The following is a 24,148-nucleotide window of genomic DNA, read 5'->3' on the forward strand; positions in this document are numbered from 1 at the left end:
GACTATTTCTTGATAAGAGGTTTGAGCAAATACTCCAAACCATTCAACTTTATTTCGTAGAGTGTCGCTAACTGCATCCCCAGTTTGCCTTTCGGGAATCCTTTGCGATGAAACCAAGTTAAATACGGTTCGGGCAGGTGGCATAATAGCCACCCCTGGTATTTACCGAAAGGCATTTTAGTATTTGCCAGTTCGACCAACAACTCCGGCTGCAACATATTTTCAGCCCAATTATGCTCTTGTTCGGCCATGTTTTAATCGGTGTAAGATAAGGCGTGCGGCAATAACGCCGTGGTTAACCACGTTGGCGAATGTACCGTAATGTTTCTGGAAGATGGCGTAGCGTTCTTTCAAGCTTTGCAGATGTCGTTTTTGCGACAAGCCACCTACCAGGTATTTTGCGACGTACTGATTTACATTAACAATTTTCCGAGCCTTTTTAGCTGCCCGGATAACCCAGTCAATATCGGCACTAAGGGCGTACTGCAAATCATACGGTTCGGCAATAGTCCGTTTTACATAAATAGCCTGATGACAGATATTCATGCCATAACGAAACGACTTCCAGTCAAACTGTTTCGGGTTTTTATGACGCCGGTCACCGACAATGTTACGCTCTTCATCGATCAATTTCGTTTCGCCATAATAAATGTCTGCATTATCTGCAGCAGAAAACACCTTTTCCAAGGTCATGTCCTCATAAAGTTCGTCGCCCGAATTGAGAAACAGCACGTAGTCGCCGGTCGCGGCGGCCAGCCCTTTGTTCATTGCATCGTAAATACCCGCGTCTTTTTCCGAAATCAGTACGGATACTTCCTCCCGATAGCGGTCAATAACCGCTAGCGTACCGTCGGTCGAGGCACCGTCTATAATGATATATTCCAATTCGGCATAAGTCTGTTTCATGACCGAGCGAATTGTATATTCGATGCCCCGGACATCATTATAAACCACCGTGATAATGGAAACTTTCGGTTGAAGTTTATGCATATGCTGTCTCATTTTTTACCCCACTTTTTAATCGCGTACCGGATCAGTCGCTCCACAATATTCCCCTTTCGGTGCGCGTAGAAATGTTTGATAGCCGCGTAAGCCTTCGGATGTTCGGTTATTTCGTTGGGAAAATATTTTACTTTTTGGGTCGCCAGCTTCACGCGGTACACATCGTCTATATCCGAATGCGTGCCCGAGCCATCGGTCCCGATATTTTGTGTCATGGAATGACGCGGGTAAAGCACTAAGCCATCCTGATTAAAAACAGAAAGATACCAGCGGATAGCCCACGAATTGATTTTTCCCGCTTTAAATTGCTTTACCTGTTTCCAGAAATTCTCCTTCCCATCAATGCTGAACCGCCGAATATCTTTGCGCTTTAGGTCTTTGGTCAAAGCCTCGATATCGGGATCGAAATGATCCCATGCCCGTTTCCAGGTTGCCCAGCCCCAGCTGTTTGCCACCCGGAAAAAAAACGTTTTCGGCAAACGACGAGGATGTTCGACCGGGTACATATAGCCGCTGATTTCCATCACCCGCTCCTCCTTCTCATATCGGTGGAGTGCATCATTGAAATAGGTTAGCGCATAGGGAGAGGTCAACAGGTCGTCTTCCAAAACGATGACTTTACCATGCTCCTGAATGATCCGGGTGACCCCGTCGATCACATTCTCCGCCAGCCCCCAGTTTTTCTGACGTTCCACAATCGTAATGTGCTGGAAGTCCCAGGGTTCGCGGATAAGTGCCCGTACCTGATTTACGTTTTCAACCGCATCCGCGTTTTTCGCCGCGTCCGAGATAATGTATATTACGGAATCCTGGGCCAACAGGTTTTTCTCCAAGGCCTCCAGTACCCGCCGCGTATGCTTCGGTCGGTTGTATACAAATAATATAATAGGAGCAAGTTTCTGCATGCTATACAAAGGAACAAAGAATGATTCAAAAACCATGCTAATATTTATTTATGTATTCATGCCTTTTTGCTCCTCCTATATATTTTACCCAGATTCCTTTATTCTCCTTTTCCATACCTACAATATTTTGTAAGTTTAAACCTATATTTTGTCATCGGACGCCTATAGCTTAACAACGTATTCCAAAATGAAGAAAATCAAACGGTTTTTGTTAAAATATCTACCTATTCACAAGTTTATATCCCAAGCGTCCTACTCCCAGGAAGGTGAAGATGTTGTGCTGTTGGGGTTTTATGAGGGGCGGAAAAAATATAAGGGATTTTACGTAGACGTAGGCGCTCATCATCCCTACCGCTTTTCGAATACCATGGCCTTTTATAAAAAAGGGTGGAAAGGGATCAATATCGAGCCGAATCCAGAAGCGATGAAATGGTTCCGCTGGTTTCGGAAGCGTGATGTCAACCTTAATTTAGGCGTAGCGGAAAATGACGGCACCCTGACTTATTATTGTTTCAACGAGCCGGCGTTAAATGGATTTTCGTCTAAAATATCAGCACAACGAGACGATACGACACACTATTCCATCGTGAAAACGATTGATGTTCCCGTCCGCAGGCTGGATACGATATTAGATCAATACCTGCAAAGCGATACGAAAATTGATTTTCTTTCCGTGGATGCCGAAGGATTTGATTTGGCCGTGCTGAAAACCAACAACTGGTCAAAATACCGACCGTATTATATCTTGGTAGAAGACAGCTATGATATGGATGGCTATTCGTCGACGCCCATTATTGACTTCTTAAAAGAACAAGGCTATCGCCTGATCGCGAAAACGAAACGGACGCTGTTCTTTTATGAAGTTTCATGAATTACCCTACAGAAAGCTTCAGAGAACAGATATGCTACGTTTTTTGCTAACTTTGTGGCTTTAATGTCTTTGCATGAGCGAAAATACCAAGCAAAATACACTCAAAGGACTTTTTTGGAATGCTATCGATCGATTTGGCTATCAATTGGTCATTACCTTGGTCGGTATCATCATCGCTCGTATGTCGCCGGTAGAAGATTTTGGGCTGGTAGCGGTCTTGATGATTTTTACCACCATTTCCACCGCCCTGGTGGATAGTGGTCTGGCCACCTCACTGGTGCGTTCCCCAGCGGTGGATGAAAAAGACTACTCCACCATGTTTGTCTTTAATCTGCTCGTGAGTACATTGGTATACCTGCTGCTGTTTTTCTTTGCGCCCGCTATTGAGCGCTTTAATAATATCGATAACCTGGCTTTTTACGCGCGGATCATGTTTTTACAAGTGGTGGTGCATTCGTTCGGCATTGTGCAATACGTCAAACTGCTCCGGAACTTCGATTTCAAGAGAACCGCCCGGATCAACGTCATTTCGGTGATATGTATGGGAACGGTCGCTGTTTCCTTGGCTGTGATGGGGCTGGAAATCTGGGCGATCTTACTGCAACCGCTCTTATATGCCCTGTTTCGGAGCTCCCTGTTGTGGTTTTGGGGCAATTGGCGCATCAGTTTCCTCTTTTCTGCTCCGTCGTTGCGGCATCACCTGCGTTTTTCCCTTTCTTTTATGGTAGGGAATGTCCTCGGCCGGTCTTTCTCCCAGATATACTATAGCTTTATCGGGAAGCATTTTACCGAAGAGCAGACAGGATACTATTATCAGGCAAATCGCTGGGGAGAGACGCCAAACTTGCTCATTTCATCCATCATTCAAGGCACCACTTTGTCGACCTTAGCCCCCATACAAAATGACTACCCTAGGTTTCTGAATGCCTGTAGAAAGACGATACAGACTTTGGCCTTCGTGCTTTTTCCGGTAAGCTTCTGTGCGATCACCGTTGCGGAGCCCGCGTTTATCGTTGTGCTGACAGACAAATGGATTCCCTCTGTTCCTTATTTCCAATGGTTGTGTTTTGCGGGGATATTTATTTCGTTGACGGATCTGAATGTTAACTTTTTGAATATTAAAGGGAAGTCCAATTATACCCTGCGACTGGAGCTTGGCAAATTTGCCCTTGCAGCGCTCGTGCTGTGGCAGACCTACGCTTTTGGTATCCTGGCAATCATATATGGGCAGCTCGCGGTGCGCCTGTTGTTTTATGGTGTCAATACGCTCGTAAGTGGGCGGGTATATGGCTATGGCTTATGGAAACAGCTCCAAGATATACTGCCACCCTTTTTGGCGAGCCTGGGGGCTTTTTTAGCCGTTTGGGGAGTAAGCCATCTACTCGCGGATTTACCGTTGCTGTTGTTGCTCCTTATTCAAGGAATGTTATTTGTCGGGCTGTATCTCACGGTCATTCATCTGTCGCGCAATCCGGTGTGGTTGGAGCTGTTGGAAATAGGAAAACGTAAATTATCGAAGCGGAAATAATGGAAACAATACACGGAAATTGGGTAGGATGCGGCACAGTTTTTTATAATGAAAGAACAGGAGCCGTCAGTAAGTCTATCAATGAGGTGATCGACTACGCCAATTTAGAGATCGATCTGCATGGACTTGCCGCTTACCTCGATTACGGATACGTCGTCTTCGGGCGCACGCCAGTGAAGCATGTCAAGTATCTATTACCGACTGAATCTTTAACGGTTATAGACGGTAAGCTGGTGGTTACCGAACACTCGGATCAGGTGTTAGAAGGATTCGGGAAACCGTCAAAAGAAGCGGACGTTCTGGATAAAATGGAAGATCGGATAAACCGTTGGGCAAATTCGTTTCAGGAAGACATCCTGATCCCGACCAGCGGGGGCTTCGACTCGCGTTTACTGAACATCCTCGTGAAGGATAGGAACCGGATCCGGGCCTACACCTATGGCACCTCCTATGACCAGCAGCAATCGCGCGAAGCCGTATACGCACAAGCGCTTTCGGAAAGGCTGAACACCGATTGGCACCGCGTTGATCTTGGCGGTTTTAATCATTATATCGCCGATTGGTATGCCTTGTACGGGGTTTCCGTTGCGGCTTCGGGCACCTACCATATGGAGTTCTATAAGCAGATTGCCGAGCGTGAAAACCATAGAAAACTACAATTACTCAGCGGTATTATCGGCGATGCTTGGGCCGGTGCCTTTACCGTTGCTGAAGTCGATACCCCAGCGTCCTATCGCACCTTAGGCCATACGCATGGCATGAGCGCAGATGCGAGCCGGGCGTTAAAAGCAAACTATCAAGAAGCGTTGGTAACGCCTTTTTTCGAGAAGCAGCGAGCGCTGTTAAAGCTGCCTGAATACCGTTTGTTGACCACGATGCGTACAAAAATGACGATGCTGCAGTTTCTCGTCAATCTTCCGCCGTATTATGGATTCGAAACGTATTCGCCTTTTCTCGAACAGGATATCGCATTGGATATGCTCAATCTTCCGGCCGAGCGACGCGCCAATAGGCAGTGGCAGCGTGATTTTTTCAAAAAACATAACGTGCTTTTTGAAGAAGAAAAGCATCACTATACCTACCAAAACTCCCTCAATTACTACGCGCTGCTTCATCATCCGCTGGAGCCGCTAAATGTTGGGCTGCTGAGAGAAGTCATTGATCCGGCATACCTGGAGTGGATTAACACCACCTTGGCACGAATAAATTGGCAGGAACGTGTTTTCCAGACCCTCATGCACATGCCCAAGGTTAAAGAAGGATTAAAGCTCATGGGCTTTAAGAACAAGCTGATGCAGGCGTATTTTGCGTATATTACCATCAAGCCCATTGAAATTATGTTATCGAAAAGAAATGCGTCATAAGTTACTTTTTGTAGGCGATATTGTGCTGGAAACGGAGCCTGTGTTATCCCCGGCGCTTCGACGGATATTCGACGAACAGACGATCCGCTGTTGCAACCTGGAGGCTCCTTTGCGTGGAAAAGGATACCCTATCGCGAAAACCGGTCCGGTGTTGAACCAGCGGAACGACGCGGTACATTTGCTCCAAACACTAGGTTTTAGCTTGTTCGCCATGGCAAATAATCACATCTATGATTATGGTGAGGAGGGTCTGAACCACACGCTGGCGGCATTGGCTAAGGACAGCACCATTGGCGTAGGCAATCAGGCGCAAGCCTATGGCTTGCTGATAAAAACAATAGACGGTGTACGTTATGGTTTTGTGGCCTATGGCGAAAACGGTTATGGCGCGCTGGAAGGCGAGAAGGAGGTGGGATATGCTTGGATAAACCACCCCAGGGTACGTGCAGATATTGCCGATTATAAGACGCAGGTAGATCTGTTGATCGTACAAGTCCACGCCGGTGTAGAGATGATCGATGTTCCGATTCCCGAATGGCGCAATCGATATCGGGAACTGATTGATAGCGGTGCAGATGTCGTCATCGGGCATCATCCGCATATGGTGCAGGGGATGGAATATCACCATAACAAACCTATTTTTTACAGCCTAGGCAACTTTTATTTTGACGGTATTGCCGATACGAAAAGCTGGAATACGGGAGCGATGTTGGAACTTGAGGTCGAAAATGGACAACTGGCCGGATGCCACCTTCACATCGTAGAGAAAACCGGGAATGATCTGCATTTGCACACACCGGCAGCCTCTCAGCAACTATTGGATCGCCTCAGCCAGCGATTGACCCCGGAAGCGGACTATCTGGCTTATGTCGATCAGATCGCTGTAGACCAATGGCATAAATACCACGCTAAATACTACGCCAAGGCATTTAACGGATTTCCGGACTATTCCCTGCGCGCACTACTCAAACATTTAAAGCGATTGGTTTTCCATCGAAAAACGGATTATAATCTACTGTGGCACAACCTCAAGATCGAAAGTAACCTCTGGATCGTCCAGCGCGCGATGCAAAGACTACTTGGGAAAAAATAGGTGGAGAACCGCGTTTAACGCAATACAATTTGTTGCGTAAATAAACTTAATTTGGGATGTTCGGGTTCTAAATCAGTAAGAAGATAAGTCAGGTCCCGTAGGGGTGCCACACGGATTTGTAGGTCTACGTTCAGCGCCTCTGCTATACTCAGGATAGCGATTTTTCGAGCACACTTAATCATCGCCCGTTTAATTTGTACAGCTTCCCAATCGGTATCGGTAATGCCCTCATTGAGCGAAACCCCATCAGTTCCCAATAAACAGAGGTCTACCCGTAAATCGGAAAGATCCTGGGTTACCTGCGCGCCGGATACCATTTGGGTGTTTCTGGATAGTTTTCCACCAATAAGAATAACCTCACTATTTTCTTTCTCTGCTAATTCTAAGGCCACCAGTGGGCTCACTGTAAAGAACGTGCAGGAGAGATCAGCCGGAACAGACCTTGCCCATTCGATCAAGAGGGGCCCGCCACCGACCAGTACCGTCATGCCAGGCTGCAGAAGTTCCATCGCTTTTTGGGCAATCACCTTTTTGGACTCTTGGCTATGGACACTCCCATCCTGTGAAGGAAAGGGAAAAGATTTCGCCAAGGCACCACCATGTACTTTCAAGACCTGTCCGTTATTTGCCAGTTCGTTAAGATCGCGTCGTACGGTATCTTCTGAAACATTTAACTGTATACATAAGTCAGCCGATAACACCTTTTTATGTACGTTAATCTGTTGAATAATATAAGCTTGTCTTTCTTTTTTTAGCATAATGTTACGTCTTACCTTCTTTTTTTCGTGAAAAAGAAGCAAAACCGATATACCTCAAATAGCTGGATGCGACAATAAAGTTAAAGAAAGGGGATCATGCAATTACATGATCCCCTTTCTTAACAGGCTAATGCCACACACTATCCCTTCATTCAAAATTTTAAAGTTGCTAAATAAGCCCTTTTTTAGCAAGCAATTCTGCGATTTGAACGGCATTCGTTGCGGCTCCTTTTCTCAAGTTGTCGGCCACTACCCAAAGGTTCAATGTTTTATCTTGCGACTCGTCCCGACGGATCCGTCCAACTAACACCTCGTCTTTACCATGCGCGTCTTTTGGCATCGGGTATTTTAGGTTTGCTGGATCATCGACCACGATAACACCTTCCTGCTCCGTCAAAAGTTGACGAACCTCTGCTAGGTCAAAATCGTTTTCGAATTCAATGTTCACCGACTCGGAGTGCCCGCCCATAACGGGGATACGCACCGTCGTTGCGGTTACGCGGATCGAATCGTCTCCTAAGATTTTATTCGTCTCCTGAATCATTTTCATCTCTTCCTTCGTATACCCATTATCTTGGAACACGTCGATATGTGGGATAACGTTCAGGTCAATCGGATAAGGATATGCTTTCTCTCCGTCTTTTCCAGCGCGTTCATCCATTAATTGATTTACCGCCTTAACGCCCGTTCCCGTAACCGATTGGTAGGTGGATACGACAACACGTTTGATTTTATATTTCGCATGTAGCGGCTGAAGCACAACCACCATCTGTGTGGTCGAACAATTTGGATTTGCAATGATTTTATCGTCTTTAGACAAGACATCACCATTTACTTCTGGAACCACCAATTTCTTGGTAGGATCCATACGCCATGCTGACGAGTTATCTACTACCGTGATACCTGCCTCTGCATATTGGGGAGCATACTCTGTAGAAGTGCCACCACCTGCCGAAAACAAAGCCACGTCAGGTTGCAGTGTAATAGCTTCGGCTGGAGTAACGATCTTGTACTTCTTCCCCTTAAACTCGATTTCCTTACCCTTGCTCCGTTCCGATGCTACTGGAATCAACTCTGTTACTGGGAAATTACGTTCCGCTAAAACGGTCAAAATCTCTGACCCTACAAGGCCCGTTGCGCCTACTACTGCAACTTTCATACTGAAATTTGTTTAATGTTTATGATGTTTAAATAAATTACCGTGAATTTACTGCGCAAAAGTATGAAAATAAAAATATATTTTATAATATATTACGCTGGTTTCAATGTTTTTCTAGGAACGTTTAAAAAATCGCAATTTTTTAACCAAAAAATGACCGAACAGGAGCCTTGCTTCTTTTTGGTAGCGCCCCGCCTGCTTGGTAAAGGGGAGATGCGGAAAATAAAAATATTCTTCCTAATTTTGAGAGGTCTTATGTGGATTACACCCCGCCAAACTATTGCTAAGCGTTGGTCGACAAGTAGCACTGATTTTTACGCATAACGGAACAGGGGTGATCGCACCAAGTATATTGGTGGCTGATGGCAGGAGACATGATTTGCAAACCTCAAAACAGACGTATAAAAATGGGCAGAGCCTTTGAATTTAGGAAAGAAAGAAAATTTAAACGTTGGGCCAAAATGGCCGTGCAGTTTACTCGTTTAGGCAAGGAAATAGCAATTGCGGTAAAAGAGGGTGGCCCACATCCAGAAAACAACTCCCGTTTGCGTACGGCTGTCCAGAACGCGAAAGCTGTTAACATGCCGAAGGATCGTGTCGAAGCAGCGATTAAAAGAGCTTCTGAAAAAGATGCGAAAGGTTACGAAGAGTATGTTTACGAGGGCTATGGTCCACATGGGGTACCGGTGTTGATCGAAACCGCAACGGATAATACGAACCGTACCGTTGCGAATATCCGCAGTTATTTTACGAAGTCAGGTGGCTCATTGGGTAAGACAGGCTCACTTGATTTTATTTTTCAACGCAAATCAATCTTTCGATTTGCAGCCACAGAAGAATTAGACGTCGAAGAGTTGGAATTGGAACTTATCGACGGCGGATTGGAAGAATTGTATGTAGAAGCAGACGAAGAAGGAAACGATATTGTTGTCGTCCAAACTTCCTTTGAGGATTTTGGGAATATGCAGAGCCTTTTGGAAGAAAAAGGAATCGAAGTAAAATCTGCCAAACTAGAGCGTATCGCCTTGTCGCATACCGCGTTGGATGAAGAACAAGCAGCCGATGTACTCAAGTTGATCGACAAGATTGAAGAAGATGATGACGTACAGGCCGTATACCACAATATGGAATAAGAAGCATTTGCCATGACATTTGAAGAGTTTTTTGCTAAAAAGAAAATAGACTTATCACAGTTGCAAGGTGGTAACCCACTGCTGTATGATGAGTTTAAGCAACATTTTGTTCAAATGGGCGAAAAAAGCTTCGACCATACCAAGAAGTTTTGGTTTAATAAATTGCGGAAGCAGTATGGGGTGTTAGAAGAGGAGGAAACGGCAGCCAAAGACGAAGCAGTTTCCGCGGAAATTATCAAGGAAGCCGTTTCCAAGCCAGCCCCAGCGGACGCAACAGCAGCTGCTTCTAGTAAGCCTGCAGGTTTCAAACCTCGTTTTAGAGCGGGGGCGACCAAAGCACCGGTAGCAGATGCCCCGAAAGAAGCTGCTACTCCTGCCGCAGAGCCAGCTCAACCTGCCTCGGAAACGCCAGCATCACCTGCACCAGCAGCTTCGAGCAAACCGGCAGGTTTCAAGCCTCGCTTTAAGGCTGGAGTTACTAAAGCGACGGCTACGGAATCCCCTAAAGAAGCCGATACTCCTCAGGCCGCGGAGCCGGCGAAACCTACTTCGGAAACCCCAGCAGCACCCGCACCAGCAGTTTCAAGCAAGCCTGCAGGTTTCAAACCTCGCTTCAAGGCTGGAGTGACTAAAGCGACAGAAACGCCGACGTCTGATACGAAAACCACGAATCCCGAAGCGAACATTACCAAAGCCCCAACTACGAAATCCCCGAAAGAAGCCACTACGCCTCAGGCTCCGCAGCCAGACAAGCCTTCTTCGGAAACCCCGTCAGCATCACCTGCACCAGCAGCTTCTAGCAAGCCTGCAGGTTTCAAACCTCGCTTTAAAGCCGGAGTTACTAAAAGCCCTCCCAAAGCCGACGAATAAATCAAGCACATTTTTTACAATAATAACAATAGATAGAGACCCCCTATCAGCAGAAAAGCCAAATGCTGATTTTGCACGAGCATAAACGGCTGTCCCCTTTTGTAGTCATTTTGGCAGTGACTAAAAACCGCCGTTTACTAAAATATGAAAAAAGTTAATGGTTAGGATAACCGGCTACCTAACAGTAAGTTGTGAGACAAATTCTTTTTAAATCGCAGTGCTTATTTTGCATCACATTAATTTTCAGCACGTTCCTTGTGGGGTTATGTGATAACTAATGTTATTAAAACACGAATTTAACCCGATAAACTTGTCCATATGGTTTTTCAGAAAAAAGCACATTAAGGCAATGTATTATCCATTAAAAAACAAAAAAAGATGAAAATTCTAGTAATTGGTGCCGGCAACATGGGACTGACGTATGCCCATGGAATGGCCCAATCAGATTTATTGAGAGAGAAAGATTTAATGATTTTAGACAACTCGGCAGAAAAGCTTGCCGAATTACGGGCGGAGGGTACGTTCGAGGTCTACGAAAAACTAGAAGATTGTCTGCCCCAAGCAGATATCGTATTTATTGCGGTGAAACCTTATCACAGTGATGAAGTATTCGAAGGAATCAAACAACACAAAAAGCCAGATCAGATTTTTGTATCCATCATGGCCGGTGTCACGATAAAAACCATGCAAGAAGCCATGGACATTAAAAAAGTGGTGCGCGCGATGCCTAATCTAGCTGCGCAGGTGGGCCACGGGTTTACATCCTTTATCGGGTCCAAAGAAGTATCCCGTCTAGAATTACTGACGGTAGAAAAGTTAATTGATACGACCGGCCGCTCCATTAAGCTGGCCAACGAAATGGAAATCGACAAATCCACCGGAATATCCGGGTCTGGCCCCGCTTACGTCTTTTATTTTATGGAGTCGATGATGGAGGCCGCTATAAAGATGGGTTTCCGCGAAGCAGACGCTCGCCTCATGGTCGCGCAAACTTTCCAGGGAGCGGTAGAGCTGTTTAACAGTTCCGATCTCAATCCCTCTGCGTGGATGGATCGGGTCGCCTCCAAAGGCGGAACAACGCGTGCTGCGTTAGATTCTATGGAAGAAAATAATGTAAACGAATTGATTAAAGATGCAGCTTACGCTGCGTTCGAAAGAGCCGTACAGCTGGGAAAAGAAAACAATAAGTAGGTATGTATAAGAAAAGAGTAGTCATAAAAGTGGGCACCAGTGTAATGGCCAACCGGGACAACCGTATTATGCTCGCTTCTTTAAATAAATTGGTCGATCAGATCGCCCAATTATATGAAGAAAATATCATGACGGTATTGGTTTCTTCGGGATCCGTAAATGCCGGTCGCGAGATTTTGGGCGATAGCGCCATACCCGACAAATCACAACGTCGGCAAGTATATTCCGCTATCGGACAGCCCCGTTTGATGCGCCATTACTATACCCTGTTTCAGAATTACGGTATGCGGTGCGCGCAGGTACTGGCCACCAAGCGGGACTTTAACCCCGGCGAGCACCGTACCAATATGATTAACTGTTACGAAGGATTAATGTCCGAAGGCGTTATTCCGATTGCGAACGAGGATGATGCCGTTTCCGTATCACACTCGATGTTTTCGGACAACGACGAGCTAGCGAGTTTAATCGCCGAGCTGATCCACGCGGATATGCTGATTATCCTGACCGATATTGACGGTTTTTACACCGGGCATCCCGATGATGCAGCTTCTGAACTGATCAGCGAGATCAAAGTCGATCAGCAGGTAGAACAATACGTAACGAAAACAAACAAGGGCGAAACCTCCGGTCGCGGTGGGATGGAATCCAAACTCAAAGTCGCCAAACAAACGGCTGCGAAAAATATCCCGACCTATATTGCCAATGGTAAACGAGACCGGGTGATCTTGGATATCATCGAAGGTAAGTCGGTAGGAACAAAAGTTACCGCTTAATTCCTACAGCCATACCGAATAATAGCCCCGTACAAAAGCACATGTGCGGGGCTTATTTATTGTTATTCTTCCTGATCCTCCGGCTGTTCGTCCGTAGCGGGCGCGGTACTCTCGGCCAGCTGTGCGAGTAAGTTTTCCACTTCCTCTTCAGACGCCGTTAATTTTGCCCTACACAGGGCAATCAGTTGAGCCGCCCGGCGGATCTTTTCGCTTAGCTCGTCCACATTGGTTTGACCGGATTCGATTTCCGAAACAATCAATTGAAGCTCTTCGAGCGCATCCTTATAGGAGTATGTCTTCTGCGTCATGGTTCAGGGTTTTTTCGGGTTATTTTACTATATAGGGTGCCTTCATACAAAACCGTTTCTATTTCATCGCCCACTTCCACCGCGCTATTCTCGGTAAGCGCACGACCATTAACCTTCGTAATACTGAACCCCCTTTTCAACAACTGTTTTGGGTCTGCCAGTTGCAATAAGCGCTGTATATTATGAAGCTCCGTGGTTTTATCTTTTAATAATTGCATGCTAGCCAGCTGCAAGTGGCCTATCGTACTGCTGAGTTGATGACGTTGCGTCGCCAGTAAGGCTTTGCTGTTCCAGGATATCACCTGGCTGCTTTCCACTAGACGGCGCGCTTCTTTTTCGAACAGCGCCGTTGATGCCCGTATGATGCGGTTCATAGCCTCATCTACCGGCAGGGCGAATTGATGAAATTTCTGTATCAAGAAATCAGCCAGTTCACTGGGCGTTATTGCGTTCTGATAGGCCACCATCTCACTGACAGTTTCATTCGTCGAGTGTCCGATCCCCGTAATCACCGGGATAGGAAAAATAGCGATGGCTTTCGCCAGCTGATAGTTGTTGTAAGAAGAAAGTCCAACCTCACCGCCACCACCGCGGATAATCGCTACCGCATCAAACTCCTCCGTCTTTTCCGCAATATTCGCTAATTGCCGGATAATCGAAGGCACCGACTTGTCACCCTGCAATAGGGCAGGAAATAAGGTGTATTCAAAGCGATACTTCCAGGGGTTTCGCTGAATAATTTTAAAAAAATCAGACAGGCCCTTGCTCGTCTCTACCGAAATAATGGCCAGGCGTTTAGGCAGCAGTGGGAAAGGCAACCTTTTATTCGCATCAAATATCCCTTCCCCTTGCAGCTTTCGTATACTTTCCCGTTTCTCCTTTTCCAGTTCGCCCAGCACGAAGGTCGGGTCGATGTCCACAATCTTTAAGCTGAAACCATATAACGGATCGTACGAAATCCCCGCCTGAAATAAAATGGTGATACCATCTCGCAAAGGTTCATTTAGCAATTTGCGAAACTGCGCATTAATGCGTTGGTAATCCGCTTTCCACAAAATCGACCGCATCTCTGCCACCACTTTGCCATCCTTCTTTTCGACCAGCTCCGGATAGCAGTGCCCCGAATGGCTATAGTGGTTGAGCTTGTTCATCTCCGCCTTGATCCAATACAAACTTCTGTAGCGATCCGCAATTGTTTTTTGAATGCTGCGGGACACCTCCAATAAGGAGAAGATCGTTTTATTATGGATCATTTCGGGCATAGACCAAATATAGCCGATATTCTCTTTTTCCGCTAAAAAAACAAAAATAAACCCGCTATCCATCTTCGTCGGGGGCATAATGTTGCAGATATTTTTAATACATTTATAGCTTAAACCGCGAATAAAATGAGAAGTACGATCGTCTACTTTTGTCTGTCCCTACTCCTATATACCTCCAGCAGCTTTGCCCAATATAAACAGAACGTGGTCAATAAAGCCGTCCTGGTGCAGAATGCCGGCGCGCTTTTGCCCCTAAAACGGCTGGATAAACACCGCCTTACCGTCGTAACCCCTTTTCCAGCGAAGTACGCCCCTTTTGTGCAGATGCTTCAACGCTATGCCGATATAAACAGTACGGATTTTAACCAATACGAAGAAAACACCAAGTATTCCAATACGATCATCGTCGCCGGCACATCAGAAGATCTGCGGAACGACCTGCTATTGCTCGTCAAACAGTCGCTCGTTCAAAAAAAGCAGGTCATCCTCGTGCGTTTTGAAAAGCGGCCAACCACCGCCAGCTGGTCTCCTCGACGACTCAGCGGAAATTATGCCGAACTGATCTATCCCGCGTTTAGCAAAGAAGCGCAGCATTATGCAGCCATGTCGGTATTTGGCGGGCTGGCCATCACGCAAGGGCCAAATAAAACCGAGCAAACGCGCCTGCAGTACGGCACGGCAAGCTCCTGCGGTTTTGACTTGGTGGGCATGGTGAAGAAGGTTGATGCCATCGCTGCCGAAGCCATCCGCGAACGTGCTACCCCCGGCATGGTCGTGATGGCCGTAAAAAACGGACAGGTCATTCTGGAAAAAGGATATGGCACCCATACCTATACCGGAGCCGCAAAAACGAAAACCAGCGATCTATTCGATGTAGCTTCCATCAGCAAAATTGCGGGTACCACGCCGGTCATCATGCACCTGCAAGAACGCGATATCATCCAGCTCAGTAGCTCGCTAAACAGCTACCTCGGGCAAGTAAAAGACCCCCGTAAAAAAGACCTTACCCTGCGGAGCATATTGCTGCACGAAGCAGGCTTCACCCCCTTTATACCTTTTTATCAACAGCTAAAAGCCGGCGATCTAGTGCATCAGCCAGACACCGCCCACCAAGTACGTGTGGCGGAAAACGCCTATCTGCGTAATAACTATTATCAGGAGGTCATGTGGCCGCAGATGCTGCGCTCGCCCGTCGCATCTCCCGGCAATTACGTCTATAGCGACATCAGTATGTACGTGATGAAAGAAATCGCCGAACGCATGACAGCCAAGCCGATGGACGCCTATGTGCAGGAACTCCTTTACCGCCCCATTGGTATGAAGACGGCGGGTTATAATCCGCGGCAGCGTTTTGCGAAGGAAAGGATCGTGCCCACCACAGACGACCGCGTATTCCGTAAAGAACTGTTGCAAGGCTATGTACACGACGAAGGCGCAGCCATGGCAGGTGGAGTTGCCGGCCACGCTGGTCTATTTGCAACCGCCAATGACCTAGCCATCTATGGACAGCTGCTATTAAACAGAGGCGACTATGGTGGCATACAGTATTTTAAACCCGCCACCATCGATTTATTTACCTCCAAGCAGTCGCAGACCAGCCGGCGCGGTTTAGGATTCGATCGGGCAGATCCCGATCCCCGAAAAGCATATCCCTCCGAGCGCGCCAATGAGTCCGTATACGGTCATACCGGTTATACCGGCACCTGCCTCTGGATAGATCCCAAAAACCAGCTGATTTATATTTTTTTATCCAACCGGGTTCATCCGCAGGTTTCCGCAAAGCTCAACGAGCTTAACATTAGAAGCCGCATCCAAGACATTATTTATTCGTTTATATGTAAATAAATTGTATTTTGTACACATGAATATTTCATAAAAGTTATCTTTATCGCCTTTCAATTTTGGCAGGCACCGGTAGCGCCGCGCGGGTCGACGCAATACAGCGCGCAAGACAGCGTCCTAGCCCTTAGCCCACGGTGGGTGTCCATTGTTAATGACAGCGACCAAACCGATACCGTTCAGCTTCCCGATCAATCTACCGTGCACCTGTTTGCTAACAGTAGCCTGCAATACCGCGACAATTTTTCGGTAACCGCACGGGATATCTACCTCGAAGGAAAAGGATTTTTTGACGTTGTACGCGATACCAGCAGGCCCTTTAGCGTGTATGCCGGTGGGACGAAAACGACCGCATTGGGTACCTCCTTTACGATCGATACCCGTGTAGCCGAACAGCGTACCGCCGTCGAGCTGCACGGCGGTAAAATCGTCGTCGCTTCCACCACAGCCGTTCCGGCCTTTGAAAACGTCTTCTTAGACCGCCGGGGAGCCAGTCTGGTATTGGATGCACATATGCGTATCGTGCGGATAGAGCCCGCGCGCCGCGTCAAGGCAGCCGAAACGAAGGCCGCCGTTCCGGCATCGATCACTAGCCGTCTGCATTTAGAAAATATACCCTTGCCCGATGTTTTCGCGACGCTCGAGCAAGCTTACCAAACCCCGATCCATATCGAAGACGGACATATCGGGAAAATTCAGTACACCGGTATAAATTACGCCCGTGCGCGACGATGTCGCCTATAGCCGTTATCAAGCCAGTGCATACGGTTTTATGTATTTCGCAATCAATCAAACCGAATTGCGCGTGCAGTGTATCGATCACGAAGGGAAAGTAACGTATCAAGCAGTTATATAGGCTGAAATCTTTTGTTTTTTAGTATTTTCGCTCAATGGCTAAAGCGAAATCAACCTATTTCTGTCAACAATGCGGCTATCAGTCGGCCAAGTGGTTAGGACAATGCCCTTCGTGCAAACAGTGGAACAGCTTCGTCGAGGAAGTCGTCGAGAAAACCAGTTCCAAGGTGCCCGAATGGCGGAGTACCACCTTGCCGGCGACGTCCCGCCGCGCCAACAAAGCAGCGGTGATCAACGAGATCGTCTATCAGGACGAGCAGCGTTTAAGCACGCCCGACAGGGAGTTTAATCGGGTTTTGGGAGGCGGCATTGTACCCGGATCGTTGGTGCTGATCGGCGGCGAACCGGGTATCGGAAAATCTACCTTGATGCTGCAGTTAGCCTTGGGCGTGCCGAAAGTAAAAACACTTTATATCTCCGGGGAGGAAAGCGAGCAGCAGATCAAGATGCGAGCCGAGCGCCTATCGCAGAACGCCACAGCAAACTGCTATATCTTAACAGAAACCTCTACGCAGCAGATCTTTAAGCAGATCGAAACCGTACAGCCCGATATCGTAGTGATCGATTCGATCCAAACCTTGCATTCCTCCCATATCGAGTCGGCTCCCGGCTCCGTATCGCAGGTGCGCGAATGTACCGCCGAGCTGTTGCGTTTCGCTAAAGAGACCAGTACGCCCGTGTTTATCGTGGGGCATATCACGAAAGACGGCTCCATCGCCGGCCCCAAAGTACTCGAGCATATGGTTGATACCGTTTTGCAGTTTGAGGGCGACCGGAACCACGTGTACCGCATTCTGCGGGCGGTTAAAAACCGCTTCGGATCCGCTTCCGAACTGGGTATCTACGAAATGCAAGGTTCCGGACTTCGGGAAGTTTCCAACCCCTCGGAGATTATGATCTCCCAGCGAGACGAACCCGTGAGTGGAGTGGCCATTGCCGCCATGTTGGAAGGGATGCGTCCGCTGATGATTGAAGTACAAGCTCTGGTGAGTAACTCCGCTTTTGGTACCCCACAGCGTACCTCCACCGGTTTCGACACCAAGCGTTTGAGCATGTTGCTCGCCGTCTTAGAAAAGCGCTTCGGATTTCGGCTGAGTGCCCAGGATGTGTTTTTGAATATAGCCGGCGGATTACGCGTTGAAGACCCTGCGATCGATTTAGCCGTTATCGCCGCGTTGATTTCCTCCCAGCAAGACATTCCTTTACCTTCGCAAGTCACCTTCGCCGGCGAAGTAGGCTTATCCGGCGAAATTCGCGCCGTCAACCGCATTGAGCAGCGTATCACAGAAGCCCAGAAGCTGGGCTTCGAGGGCATCTTTATTTCGAAATACAACACGAAAGGGTTGGATGCCAAAAAGTATGACATTGCTATCCGTCCCATGGCGACCTTAGAAGATTTATTCCGTGCTTTGTTTGGGTAGTAAAAAGGAATTTTTCTATTTTTATTTCTTATAACAGAAGCTTATGGCATCAGGTGTTTTTGCGATTTTGGACGATATCGCAGCTTTAATGGACGACGTAGCCGTGACGGCTAAAGTTGCTACACGTAAAACGGCAGGTATATTAGGCGACGATTTGGCGGTCAATGCAGAAAAAGCTACCGGTTTTTTATCCTCTCGGGAAATTCCGGTTCTCTGGGCGATTACGAAAGGCTCCTTTATCAATAAGCTTATTATTGTCCCGGTGGCGTTATTGCTAAACGCTTTTTTTCCGATTGCCATAAAGATTGCTTTGATTTTGGGGGGCTTTTACCTAGCTTATGAAGGCGCGGAAAAGATTGTCGAATATTTCTTTCATCGTCCGAAGAATCAGGTGCCCATTGTAGAGAAAAAAGAAGAGGAAAGTATACAGGCCGAGAAAGCGAAAATCAGATCAGCGATAACGACAGATTTTATTCTTTCTGTGGAGATTGTGATCATCGCGTTAGGAACTGTGCTGGATAGAAGTCTGACAATACAAATTCTGACGGTCTCTGTTGTGGCGCTTTTGGCAACGGTAGGTGTATATGGTGTCGTGGCGCTCATCGTTCGGATGGATGATACGGGTTATCGTATGATTAAATATAGCAATAGCAAAGGCTTTCTATCGGGCGTAGGGAAATTATTGGTGAAGTCCTTGCCGGTGGTTATAAAGTCGTTGGCTGTTATCGGAACGATTGCTTTATTGCTGGTATCTGGCGGTATTTTCGTCCATAATATTGACTATGTCCATAATCTTCTCCCGGCATTGCCGGCTATTGTTCAGGAATTTTTGGTAGGATTGGTTGTGGGTGTATTGGTGGTTGTGGTCGTCAACTTGATGAAAAGAGTTTTTAAGCGGGAGAAATAAGTATTGACTATGGATAGGCTGTTGCTTCTCTTACTATGTGCTTTGATACTACCTAGGTTGTCCATACGCTGTGAAGTTGTCGGAAATGATCATACCTTAGCTAATTTGTTGCGCTTCATTGACCGAAAGCAGGAATTTATGGACGTGAAAGAAATGAAGATCCAAGGTCTAGTACAAGCGTTTAACCAACTTGCCGACTACGATAGTACCCGATATTTAATTGCCAAACAGCTTTATCAGGAGTATACACCCTACAAATTGGATTCGGCCATTGTATATGCAGAATATAGTTTGCAACTGGCCCGGCGTTACGGCAATACCGAATGGATAACAGCGAGCAACCTTGATCTGGCAGCCTTACATTTCACGGCCGGTATGTATATCGACTCTTATAATATCTTACAAGATATATCGGTTGAACGGCTACCTCCATCCTTTCGTGTGAAATATTATGACGCGAGGAAAAGGTTATATAAGTTCTACTCTTCCGCCAGTCACTACGATGATAAATATGAAGCTCGCAGTGATCTTTATCGGGATTCATTGCTCGATGAATTAGATCCTGAAAGTACACAATACCAGATTGTTTATGCGGAGAAACTACTGGATCATCAGCAGTTGGAGAAAGCCAAAATGATATTAATGCGACTTTTGAGTCAATCCGACGAAGAGAACCACGAGCGCGCTATCCTTTGTTATGCGCTGGCAACGGTCTTTAGGCAAGAAGGAAATATTTCCCTACAGCGTCGGTATTTGATACAGTCTGCTATATACGACATCAAGAACGCCATTAAGGAAAATGCAGCCATGAAAGCGTTGGCATCTTTGCTCTACGAAACGGAACATATTGAAGAAGCCTATAAATGTATACAGTCCTCCATGGAGGATGCTATCTTTTGCAATGCTCGTTTCCGTGCCTATGAAGCCTCGCAGATTTTTCCGATCATCGATTCCGCATATCAAGAAAAGGAAGCGCAGAAAAAGGATATGCTAACAGGTTTTTTGTTGTTGGTGTCCGTACTTTCTATTTTTCTGGCTTTAGCGATTATTTATGTGTATCGACAGATGAAAAGGATAAATCGAGTACGGGACGAGCTGTTTGAAGCGAATCAACGTTTGCAGGAGTTGAATGCCCGGTTGAACACGACCAACGACGCCCTGCATAAGACGAACCTTGAAGTATCCTCTATTAATAAAGACTTGGCAGAGGCCAATCACATTAAAGAAGCCTATATCGGTCAATTCCTGGATCTGTGCTCGACTTATATCGATAAACTGGAGCACTTTCAGACCATGCTGAAAAAGATGGTCATGGGTGGCAAAATGGATGAGCTCCTGAAGCGTTTAAAATCAAGAGATATGATTGAACGGGAAGTAAAAGAGCTGTTTTCTACGTTTGACCATATTTTTCTTCATATCTATCCGAATTTTGTCGATGATTTTAATGCGCTGTTAATGGAAGACGAGCGCTTTGTGCTGAAAAACAATGAGCTTTTAAATACAGAACTCCGCATATTTGCTTTAATCCGACTGGGTATTACAGATAGTTCAAAAATTGCAGGATTTCTCCATTATTCCACCAACACGATTTATAGTTATCGCACTCGGATAAGAAATAAAGCACGCGTCCCTAGAGAAGAGTTTGACGATATGGTCATGAAAATAGGAAGAATTAGCAAGATTTAGCATTATACTTTCTATATTTTTCATATCCTGTTTTTTGTATAATCATCTGTTTGTCAGAAAGTTGATTTGTTTTCAGGTCTATATTTTATCTTGACGCCCTTTTTTAGACCTAATTCTCTCCTAGCTTTGTATAAGACTTCCAAGAGTAAACCTGATAGAGGCTGGCGGTCAATTATAAATTGTGTTATTCATTAAAGTAAGTGTCATTTATGAAGATTTTTTATCGTCACATGCGTTTCGCTGCAGTGCATTTCCTACTCGTTGTAGTGAGTGTACTAATACACGTCAATGTGTATGCGCAGCAGCGTAGCATCTCCGGTACTGTATCAGATGACGGTGGTAATCCTGTTATAGGAGCCTCGGTTGCTATTTTGGGGAAAAGTGCGGCAACGCGTACCGACGCCAATGGACAGTTTTCGCTGCAAGCAGAAACGGGAGATGTATTACACGTCACCTCGATTGGCTATTCATTGATTGAGCAAGCTGTAGATGCTTCATCTGTTTATCGGATCACGCTACTTGAAAGCCAGGAAGAGTTGGAGGAGATTGTGGTAGTGGGTTATGGTACGGTCCGTAAGCGGGATCTAACGGGGTCAATGGCCTCGGTCGGTTCAGAGGCAATGAAAGATCGGCCTGTAGCTAATATTGGAGAAGCACTGCAAGGGCGGGCATCCGGTGTACAGATTGTGAATAGTGGATCGCCGGGAAGCAATGTATCTATTCAGATACGTGGATTGGGGTCAATCAATAACAGTGCTCCGCTGCTGGTCATCGACGGGGTTCCTACCGATCTTGCATTGAACGCCTTGAATCCCAATGATGTAGAAACCATTGATATCCTCAAAGATGCGTCAGCAACGGCTATTTACGGTTCGCGTGGTGCAAATGGTGTGGTGCTGATTACTACCAAAAAGGGACATAAAAATAAGGGAACCTTCGCTGCCAGTGCCAATTTTGCAACGCAGGAGGCAACCAGTCTTCCTAAAATGTTGAATGCCGCACAGTTTGCCTCGTTGCACAATGAAATGACGGCCAATAACAATGAACGGCAACGGCCCGACTTTGCCGATCCTACGCTTTTGGGAGAAGGCACTGACTGGACTGATGCGCTATTGCGTAGGGACCACCTGTCTAACTATTCCCTATCCTATTCGGGGGGAGGAGAGAAAAATACTTATTACGTTTCAGGGGGTATCTTGAGCCAAGATGGTATTGTATTGAATACATCCTACAAGCGTTATACCTTTCAGTTTAATAATGAGGCCCAACAGACTTCTTGGCTGAAAATGGGGAATAACCTGAGCTTGAGCCATGATATTAAAAAGAATGGCTCTTACAGCGTTTTGAATACATTGGCCTCATTGCCCACGCAACCCATATACAATGAAGACGGTAGCTTCTCCGGACCGGGAAATGAAGCGATTTTCTATGGAGATTTGAGGAACCCCATCGGTACCGCTTTATTGGATCAAAATACCACCAATGGATATAATCTGTTGGGCAACTTGTATGCGGAGGCAAAGTTTTTAGACCATTTTACGTTCAAAACCATCGTTGGCCTGGACTATAAAGCATGGGACAATGTGAACTTTGCTCCCAAATATGATTGGAAACCCATTCCCGTACCGAATTCATTCCGGAGCGAGAGTTCCAACAAGAGTCTGACGTATCTGTGGGATAATACATTGACGTATACCAATACCTTCGATGGCATTCACGACGTTAACATTATGGTCGGTTCCAGTGCCCAGAACAATGAGTATAACTACATGACGGGCAGTATTAAAGAGTTTCTATCCGATAACAACAACCAGCTCAACAACGGCTTGCTCGACCCGACGGTTGGCGGCAGTCGGAATGAGTGGGCACTTCTTTCTTTTTTCGGTCGTGCCAATTATACCTTCGACAATAAGTATTTACTTACAGCCACGGTACGTCATGACGGAACCTCCCGTATTGCACCAGGCAATCGTTGGGGAACGTTTCCTTCTTTTGCGGCTGCTTGGCGGATCTCCGAAGAAGATTTCTTTAACAAGAACCATATTTTCGGAGATGTAAAAGTACGCGCCGGATATGGTGTCACCGGTAATCAGGCCGTTTTGGATATCTATGCAGCATCCGCACGCCTCAATACCTCTAGATACGTGTTTAATGACACGCCGGTCTCAACGTTGTATCCATTGGTCATGCCAAACCCAAATATTCGCTGGGAAACGATCAAACAGACGAATGTCGGGGTCGATGCCGCATTTTTTGAAAACAGGATCAATGTCACATTTGATGCCTATATCAAGAAAACCTCCGATATGTTGGTCAGTATGGTTGTACCGATCACCACGGGATATTCCGATATCTATACGCCGATGATCAATGCGGGTGAAGTAGAAAATAAAGGGTGGGAGTTGACCATCGGAAGTGATAACCTACGTGGAGATTTCAAATGGCATTCTGATTTTAATATTTCGTACAACAGAAATAAGATTGTAAACCTGCATGGTGATGTGCCGATCTATTTCGGATACCAGTCCCATACCGTTGGACAGCCAGTATCGGCATTTTATGGTTGGCGTACCAATGGTCTTTTCCAAAATTGGGATGAGGTGAATAACTACGCACATCAATATCAGGGTCCAGACCCGGCGAATAGTACCGCGCCCGGGGACATCAAATTTTTGGATTTAAATAAAGATGGTGTGGTTAATGATTACGATCGTACCTATCTGGGGAATCCAACGCCAAGCTGGAGTTTTGCCATAGGCAACAGGTTGTCTTATAAAAATTTTGATATGGAATTGTTTTTACAAGGTGTAGCAGGCAATCAGATATACAATGCCAACCGGGTGACATTGGAAGGTATGTATACGATTCGTAACCAGACGACGAAAGTACAAGAGCGTTGGACGGGTGAAGGAACGAGCAACGAAATGCCCCGTGCGATTTATAGTGATCCCAACCGAAACACCCGTAATTCGGATCGTTTTATCGAAGAAGGAAAATATTTGCGCCTGAAAAATGTGACAATCGGTTATACGTTACCGAATACCATATCGGAGCGCGCGAAAATCAGCAGTTTACGTTTTTATCTGTCGGGTCAGAATTTGCTGACCTGGACGAATTACTCGGGTTTTGATCCGGAAGTAATCGGTGGAGTAGACAACAGTAATTATCCGATCACCCGAAACCTGAGTTTAGGTGTAGATTTTAGATTCTAAAGCATTCAGCA

The 24,148-nt window shown here is 46.3% G+C and carries 21 protein-coding genes; 14 read left to right on the forward strand and 7 right to left on the reverse strand.

What is annotated here, in order from left to right; genetic code table 11:
* Positions 1-2: 2 nt before the first annotated feature.
* The 3 genes from LKO28_RS10810 to LKO28_RS10820 are packed head-to-tail and all read right to left on the reverse strand — an operon-like array spanning position 3 to position 1,907.
* Entirely contained in the window at positions 3-251 is a 249-nt protein-coding gene (locus LKO28_RS10810; protein ID WP_411028042.1) for a DUF3820 family protein, read from the reverse strand.
* A complete protein-coding gene (locus LKO28_RS10815) occupies positions 232-1,002 on the reverse strand; it encodes a glycosyltransferase family 2 protein (protein ID WP_227694858.1) in 771 nt (256 codons plus the stop codon). Before LKO28_RS10815 ends, LKO28_RS10810 begins: the two co-directional genes overlap by 20 nt.
* Complete coding sequence (locus LKO28_RS10820; protein WP_227694859.1) at positions 999-1,907, reverse strand: glycosyltransferase; 909 nt, start codon at positions 1,905-1,907, stop codon at positions 999-1,001. Before LKO28_RS10820 ends, LKO28_RS10815 begins: the two co-directional genes overlap by 4 nt.
* Before the next feature lie 187 nt (positions 1,908-2,094).
* On the opposite strand from LKO28_RS10820, the gene LKO28_RS10825 reads away from it, so the two are divergent.
* From LKO28_RS10825 to LKO28_RS10840, 4 genes are all read left to right on the forward strand, one after another.
* Entirely contained in the window at positions 2,095-2,778 is a 684-nt protein-coding gene (locus tag LKO28_RS10825) for an FkbM family methyltransferase (RefSeq protein WP_227694860.1), read from the forward strand.
* Between the two features lie 73 nt (positions 2,779-2,851).
* Positions 2,852-4,306 (forward strand): lipopolysaccharide biosynthesis protein, encoded by a 1,455-nt coding sequence (locus LKO28_RS10830; protein ID WP_227694861.1) that lies wholly within the window; start codon positions 2,852-2,854, stop codon positions 4,304-4,306.
* Positions 4,306-5,670: an asparagine synthase-related protein gene (locus tag LKO28_RS10835; RefSeq protein WP_227694862.1), complete on the forward strand. Its 1,365-nt coding sequence runs from the start codon at positions 4,306-4,308 to the stop codon at positions 5,668-5,670. Before LKO28_RS10830 ends, LKO28_RS10835 begins: the two co-directional genes overlap by 1 nt.
* The gene (locus LKO28_RS10840; protein WP_227694863.1) at positions 5,660-6,763 is read left to right on the forward strand and encodes a CapA family protein; all 1,104 of its coding nucleotides are present in this window, start codon (positions 5,660-5,662) and stop codon (positions 6,761-6,763) included. The genes LKO28_RS10835 and LKO28_RS10840 overlap by 11 nt, the downstream gene beginning before the upstream one ends.
* A 14-nt stretch (positions 6,764-6,777) precedes the next feature.
* On the opposite strand, the gene LKO28_RS10845 is transcribed toward LKO28_RS10840, so the two are convergent.
* On the reverse strand, positions 6,778-7,521 hold the full coding sequence (locus tag LKO28_RS10845) for a DeoR/GlpR family DNA-binding transcription regulator (protein ID WP_227694864.1): 744 nt from the start codon (positions 7,519-7,521) through the stop codon (positions 6,778-6,780).
* 169 nt (positions 7,522-7,690) lie between these two features.
* Positions 7,691-8,680, reverse strand: coding sequence for an aspartate-semialdehyde dehydrogenase (locus tag LKO28_RS10850; RefSeq protein WP_227694865.1), 990 nt, complete (start codon positions 8,678-8,680; stop codon positions 7,691-7,693).
* A gap of 407 nt (positions 8,681-9,087) precedes the next feature.
* On the opposite strand from LKO28_RS10850, the gene LKO28_RS10855 reads away from it, so the two are divergent.
* The 4 genes from LKO28_RS10855 (at position 9,088) to proB (ending at position 12,647) form a co-directional block, all read left to right on the forward strand.
* A complete protein-coding gene (locus tag LKO28_RS10855; RefSeq protein WP_227694866.1) occupies positions 9,088-9,813 on the forward strand; it encodes a YebC/PmpR family DNA-binding transcriptional regulator in 726 nt (241 codons plus the stop codon).
* A 12-nt stretch (positions 9,814-9,825) separates the two neighbouring features.
* A complete protein-coding gene (locus LKO28_RS10860; protein WP_227694867.1) occupies positions 9,826-10,683 on the forward strand; it encodes a hypothetical protein in 858 nt (285 codons plus the stop codon).
* Between the two features lie 378 nt (positions 10,684-11,061).
* On the forward strand, positions 11,062-11,874 hold the full coding sequence (proC, locus tag LKO28_RS10865) for a pyrroline-5-carboxylate reductase (protein ID WP_227694868.1): 813 nt from the start codon (positions 11,062-11,064) through the stop codon (positions 11,872-11,874).
* Between the two features lie 2 nt (positions 11,875-11,876).
* Entirely contained in the window at positions 11,877-12,647 is a 771-nt protein-coding gene (proB, locus tag LKO28_RS10870; RefSeq protein ID WP_227694869.1) for a glutamate 5-kinase, read from the forward strand.
* A gap of 62 nt (positions 12,648-12,709) precedes the next feature.
* On the opposite strand, the gene xseB is transcribed toward proB, so the two are convergent.
* A complete protein-coding gene (xseB, locus tag LKO28_RS10875) occupies positions 12,710-12,955 on the reverse strand; it encodes an exodeoxyribonuclease VII small subunit (RefSeq protein ID WP_227694870.1) in 246 nt (81 codons plus the stop codon).
* Positions 12,952-14,295: an exodeoxyribonuclease VII large subunit gene (xseA, locus tag LKO28_RS10880; protein ID WP_227694871.1), complete on the reverse strand. Its 1,344-nt coding sequence runs from the start codon at positions 14,293-14,295 to the stop codon at positions 12,952-12,954. Before xseA ends, xseB begins: the two co-directional genes overlap by 4 nt.
* A 48-nt stretch (positions 14,296-14,343) precedes the next feature.
* Here xseA and LKO28_RS10885 point away from each other — a divergent pair, with 48 nt between their 5' ends.
* The 6 genes from LKO28_RS10885 to LKO28_RS10910 all read left to right on the forward strand — a co-directional run bounded on the left by LKO28_RS10885 (position 14,344) and on the right by LKO28_RS10910 (position 24,137).
* Positions 14,344-16,062, forward strand: a complete 1,719-nt coding sequence (locus tag LKO28_RS10885; protein WP_227694872.1) for a serine hydrolase domain-containing protein — start codon at positions 14,344-14,346, stop codon at positions 16,060-16,062.
* Between the two features lie 135 nt (positions 16,063-16,197).
* Positions 16,198-16,800, forward strand: a complete 603-nt coding sequence (locus LKO28_RS10890; RefSeq protein ID WP_227694873.1) for a FecR family protein — start codon at positions 16,198-16,200, stop codon at positions 16,798-16,800.
* A 146-nt stretch (positions 16,801-16,946) separates the two neighbouring features.
* Positions 16,947-18,332, forward strand: coding sequence for a DNA repair protein RadA (radA, locus tag LKO28_RS10895; protein WP_227694874.1), 1,386 nt, complete (start codon positions 16,947-16,949; stop codon positions 18,330-18,332).
* A gap of 43 nt (positions 18,333-18,375) precedes the next feature.
* Positions 18,376-19,239, forward strand: a complete 864-nt coding sequence (locus LKO28_RS10900; protein ID WP_227694875.1) for a DUF808 domain-containing protein — start codon at positions 18,376-18,378, stop codon at positions 19,237-19,239.
* A 9-nt stretch (positions 19,240-19,248) separates the two neighbouring features.
* Positions 19,249-20,925, forward strand: coding sequence for a DUF6377 domain-containing protein (locus LKO28_RS10905; RefSeq protein WP_227694876.1), 1,677 nt, complete (start codon positions 19,249-19,251; stop codon positions 20,923-20,925).
* Positions 20,926-21,134: 209 nt separating this feature from the next.
* The gene (locus tag LKO28_RS10910; protein ID WP_227694877.1) at positions 21,135-24,137 is read left to right on the forward strand and encodes a SusC/RagA family TonB-linked outer membrane protein; all 3,003 of its coding nucleotides are present in this window, start codon (positions 21,135-21,137) and stop codon (positions 24,135-24,137) included.
* Positions 24,138-24,148 lie beyond the last annotated feature (11 nt).

It is taken from the genome of Sphingobacterium sp. FBM7-1, assembly GCF_020687765.1.
Classification (GTDB): domain Bacteria; phylum Bacteroidota; class Bacteroidia; order Sphingobacteriales; family Sphingobacteriaceae; genus Sphingobacterium.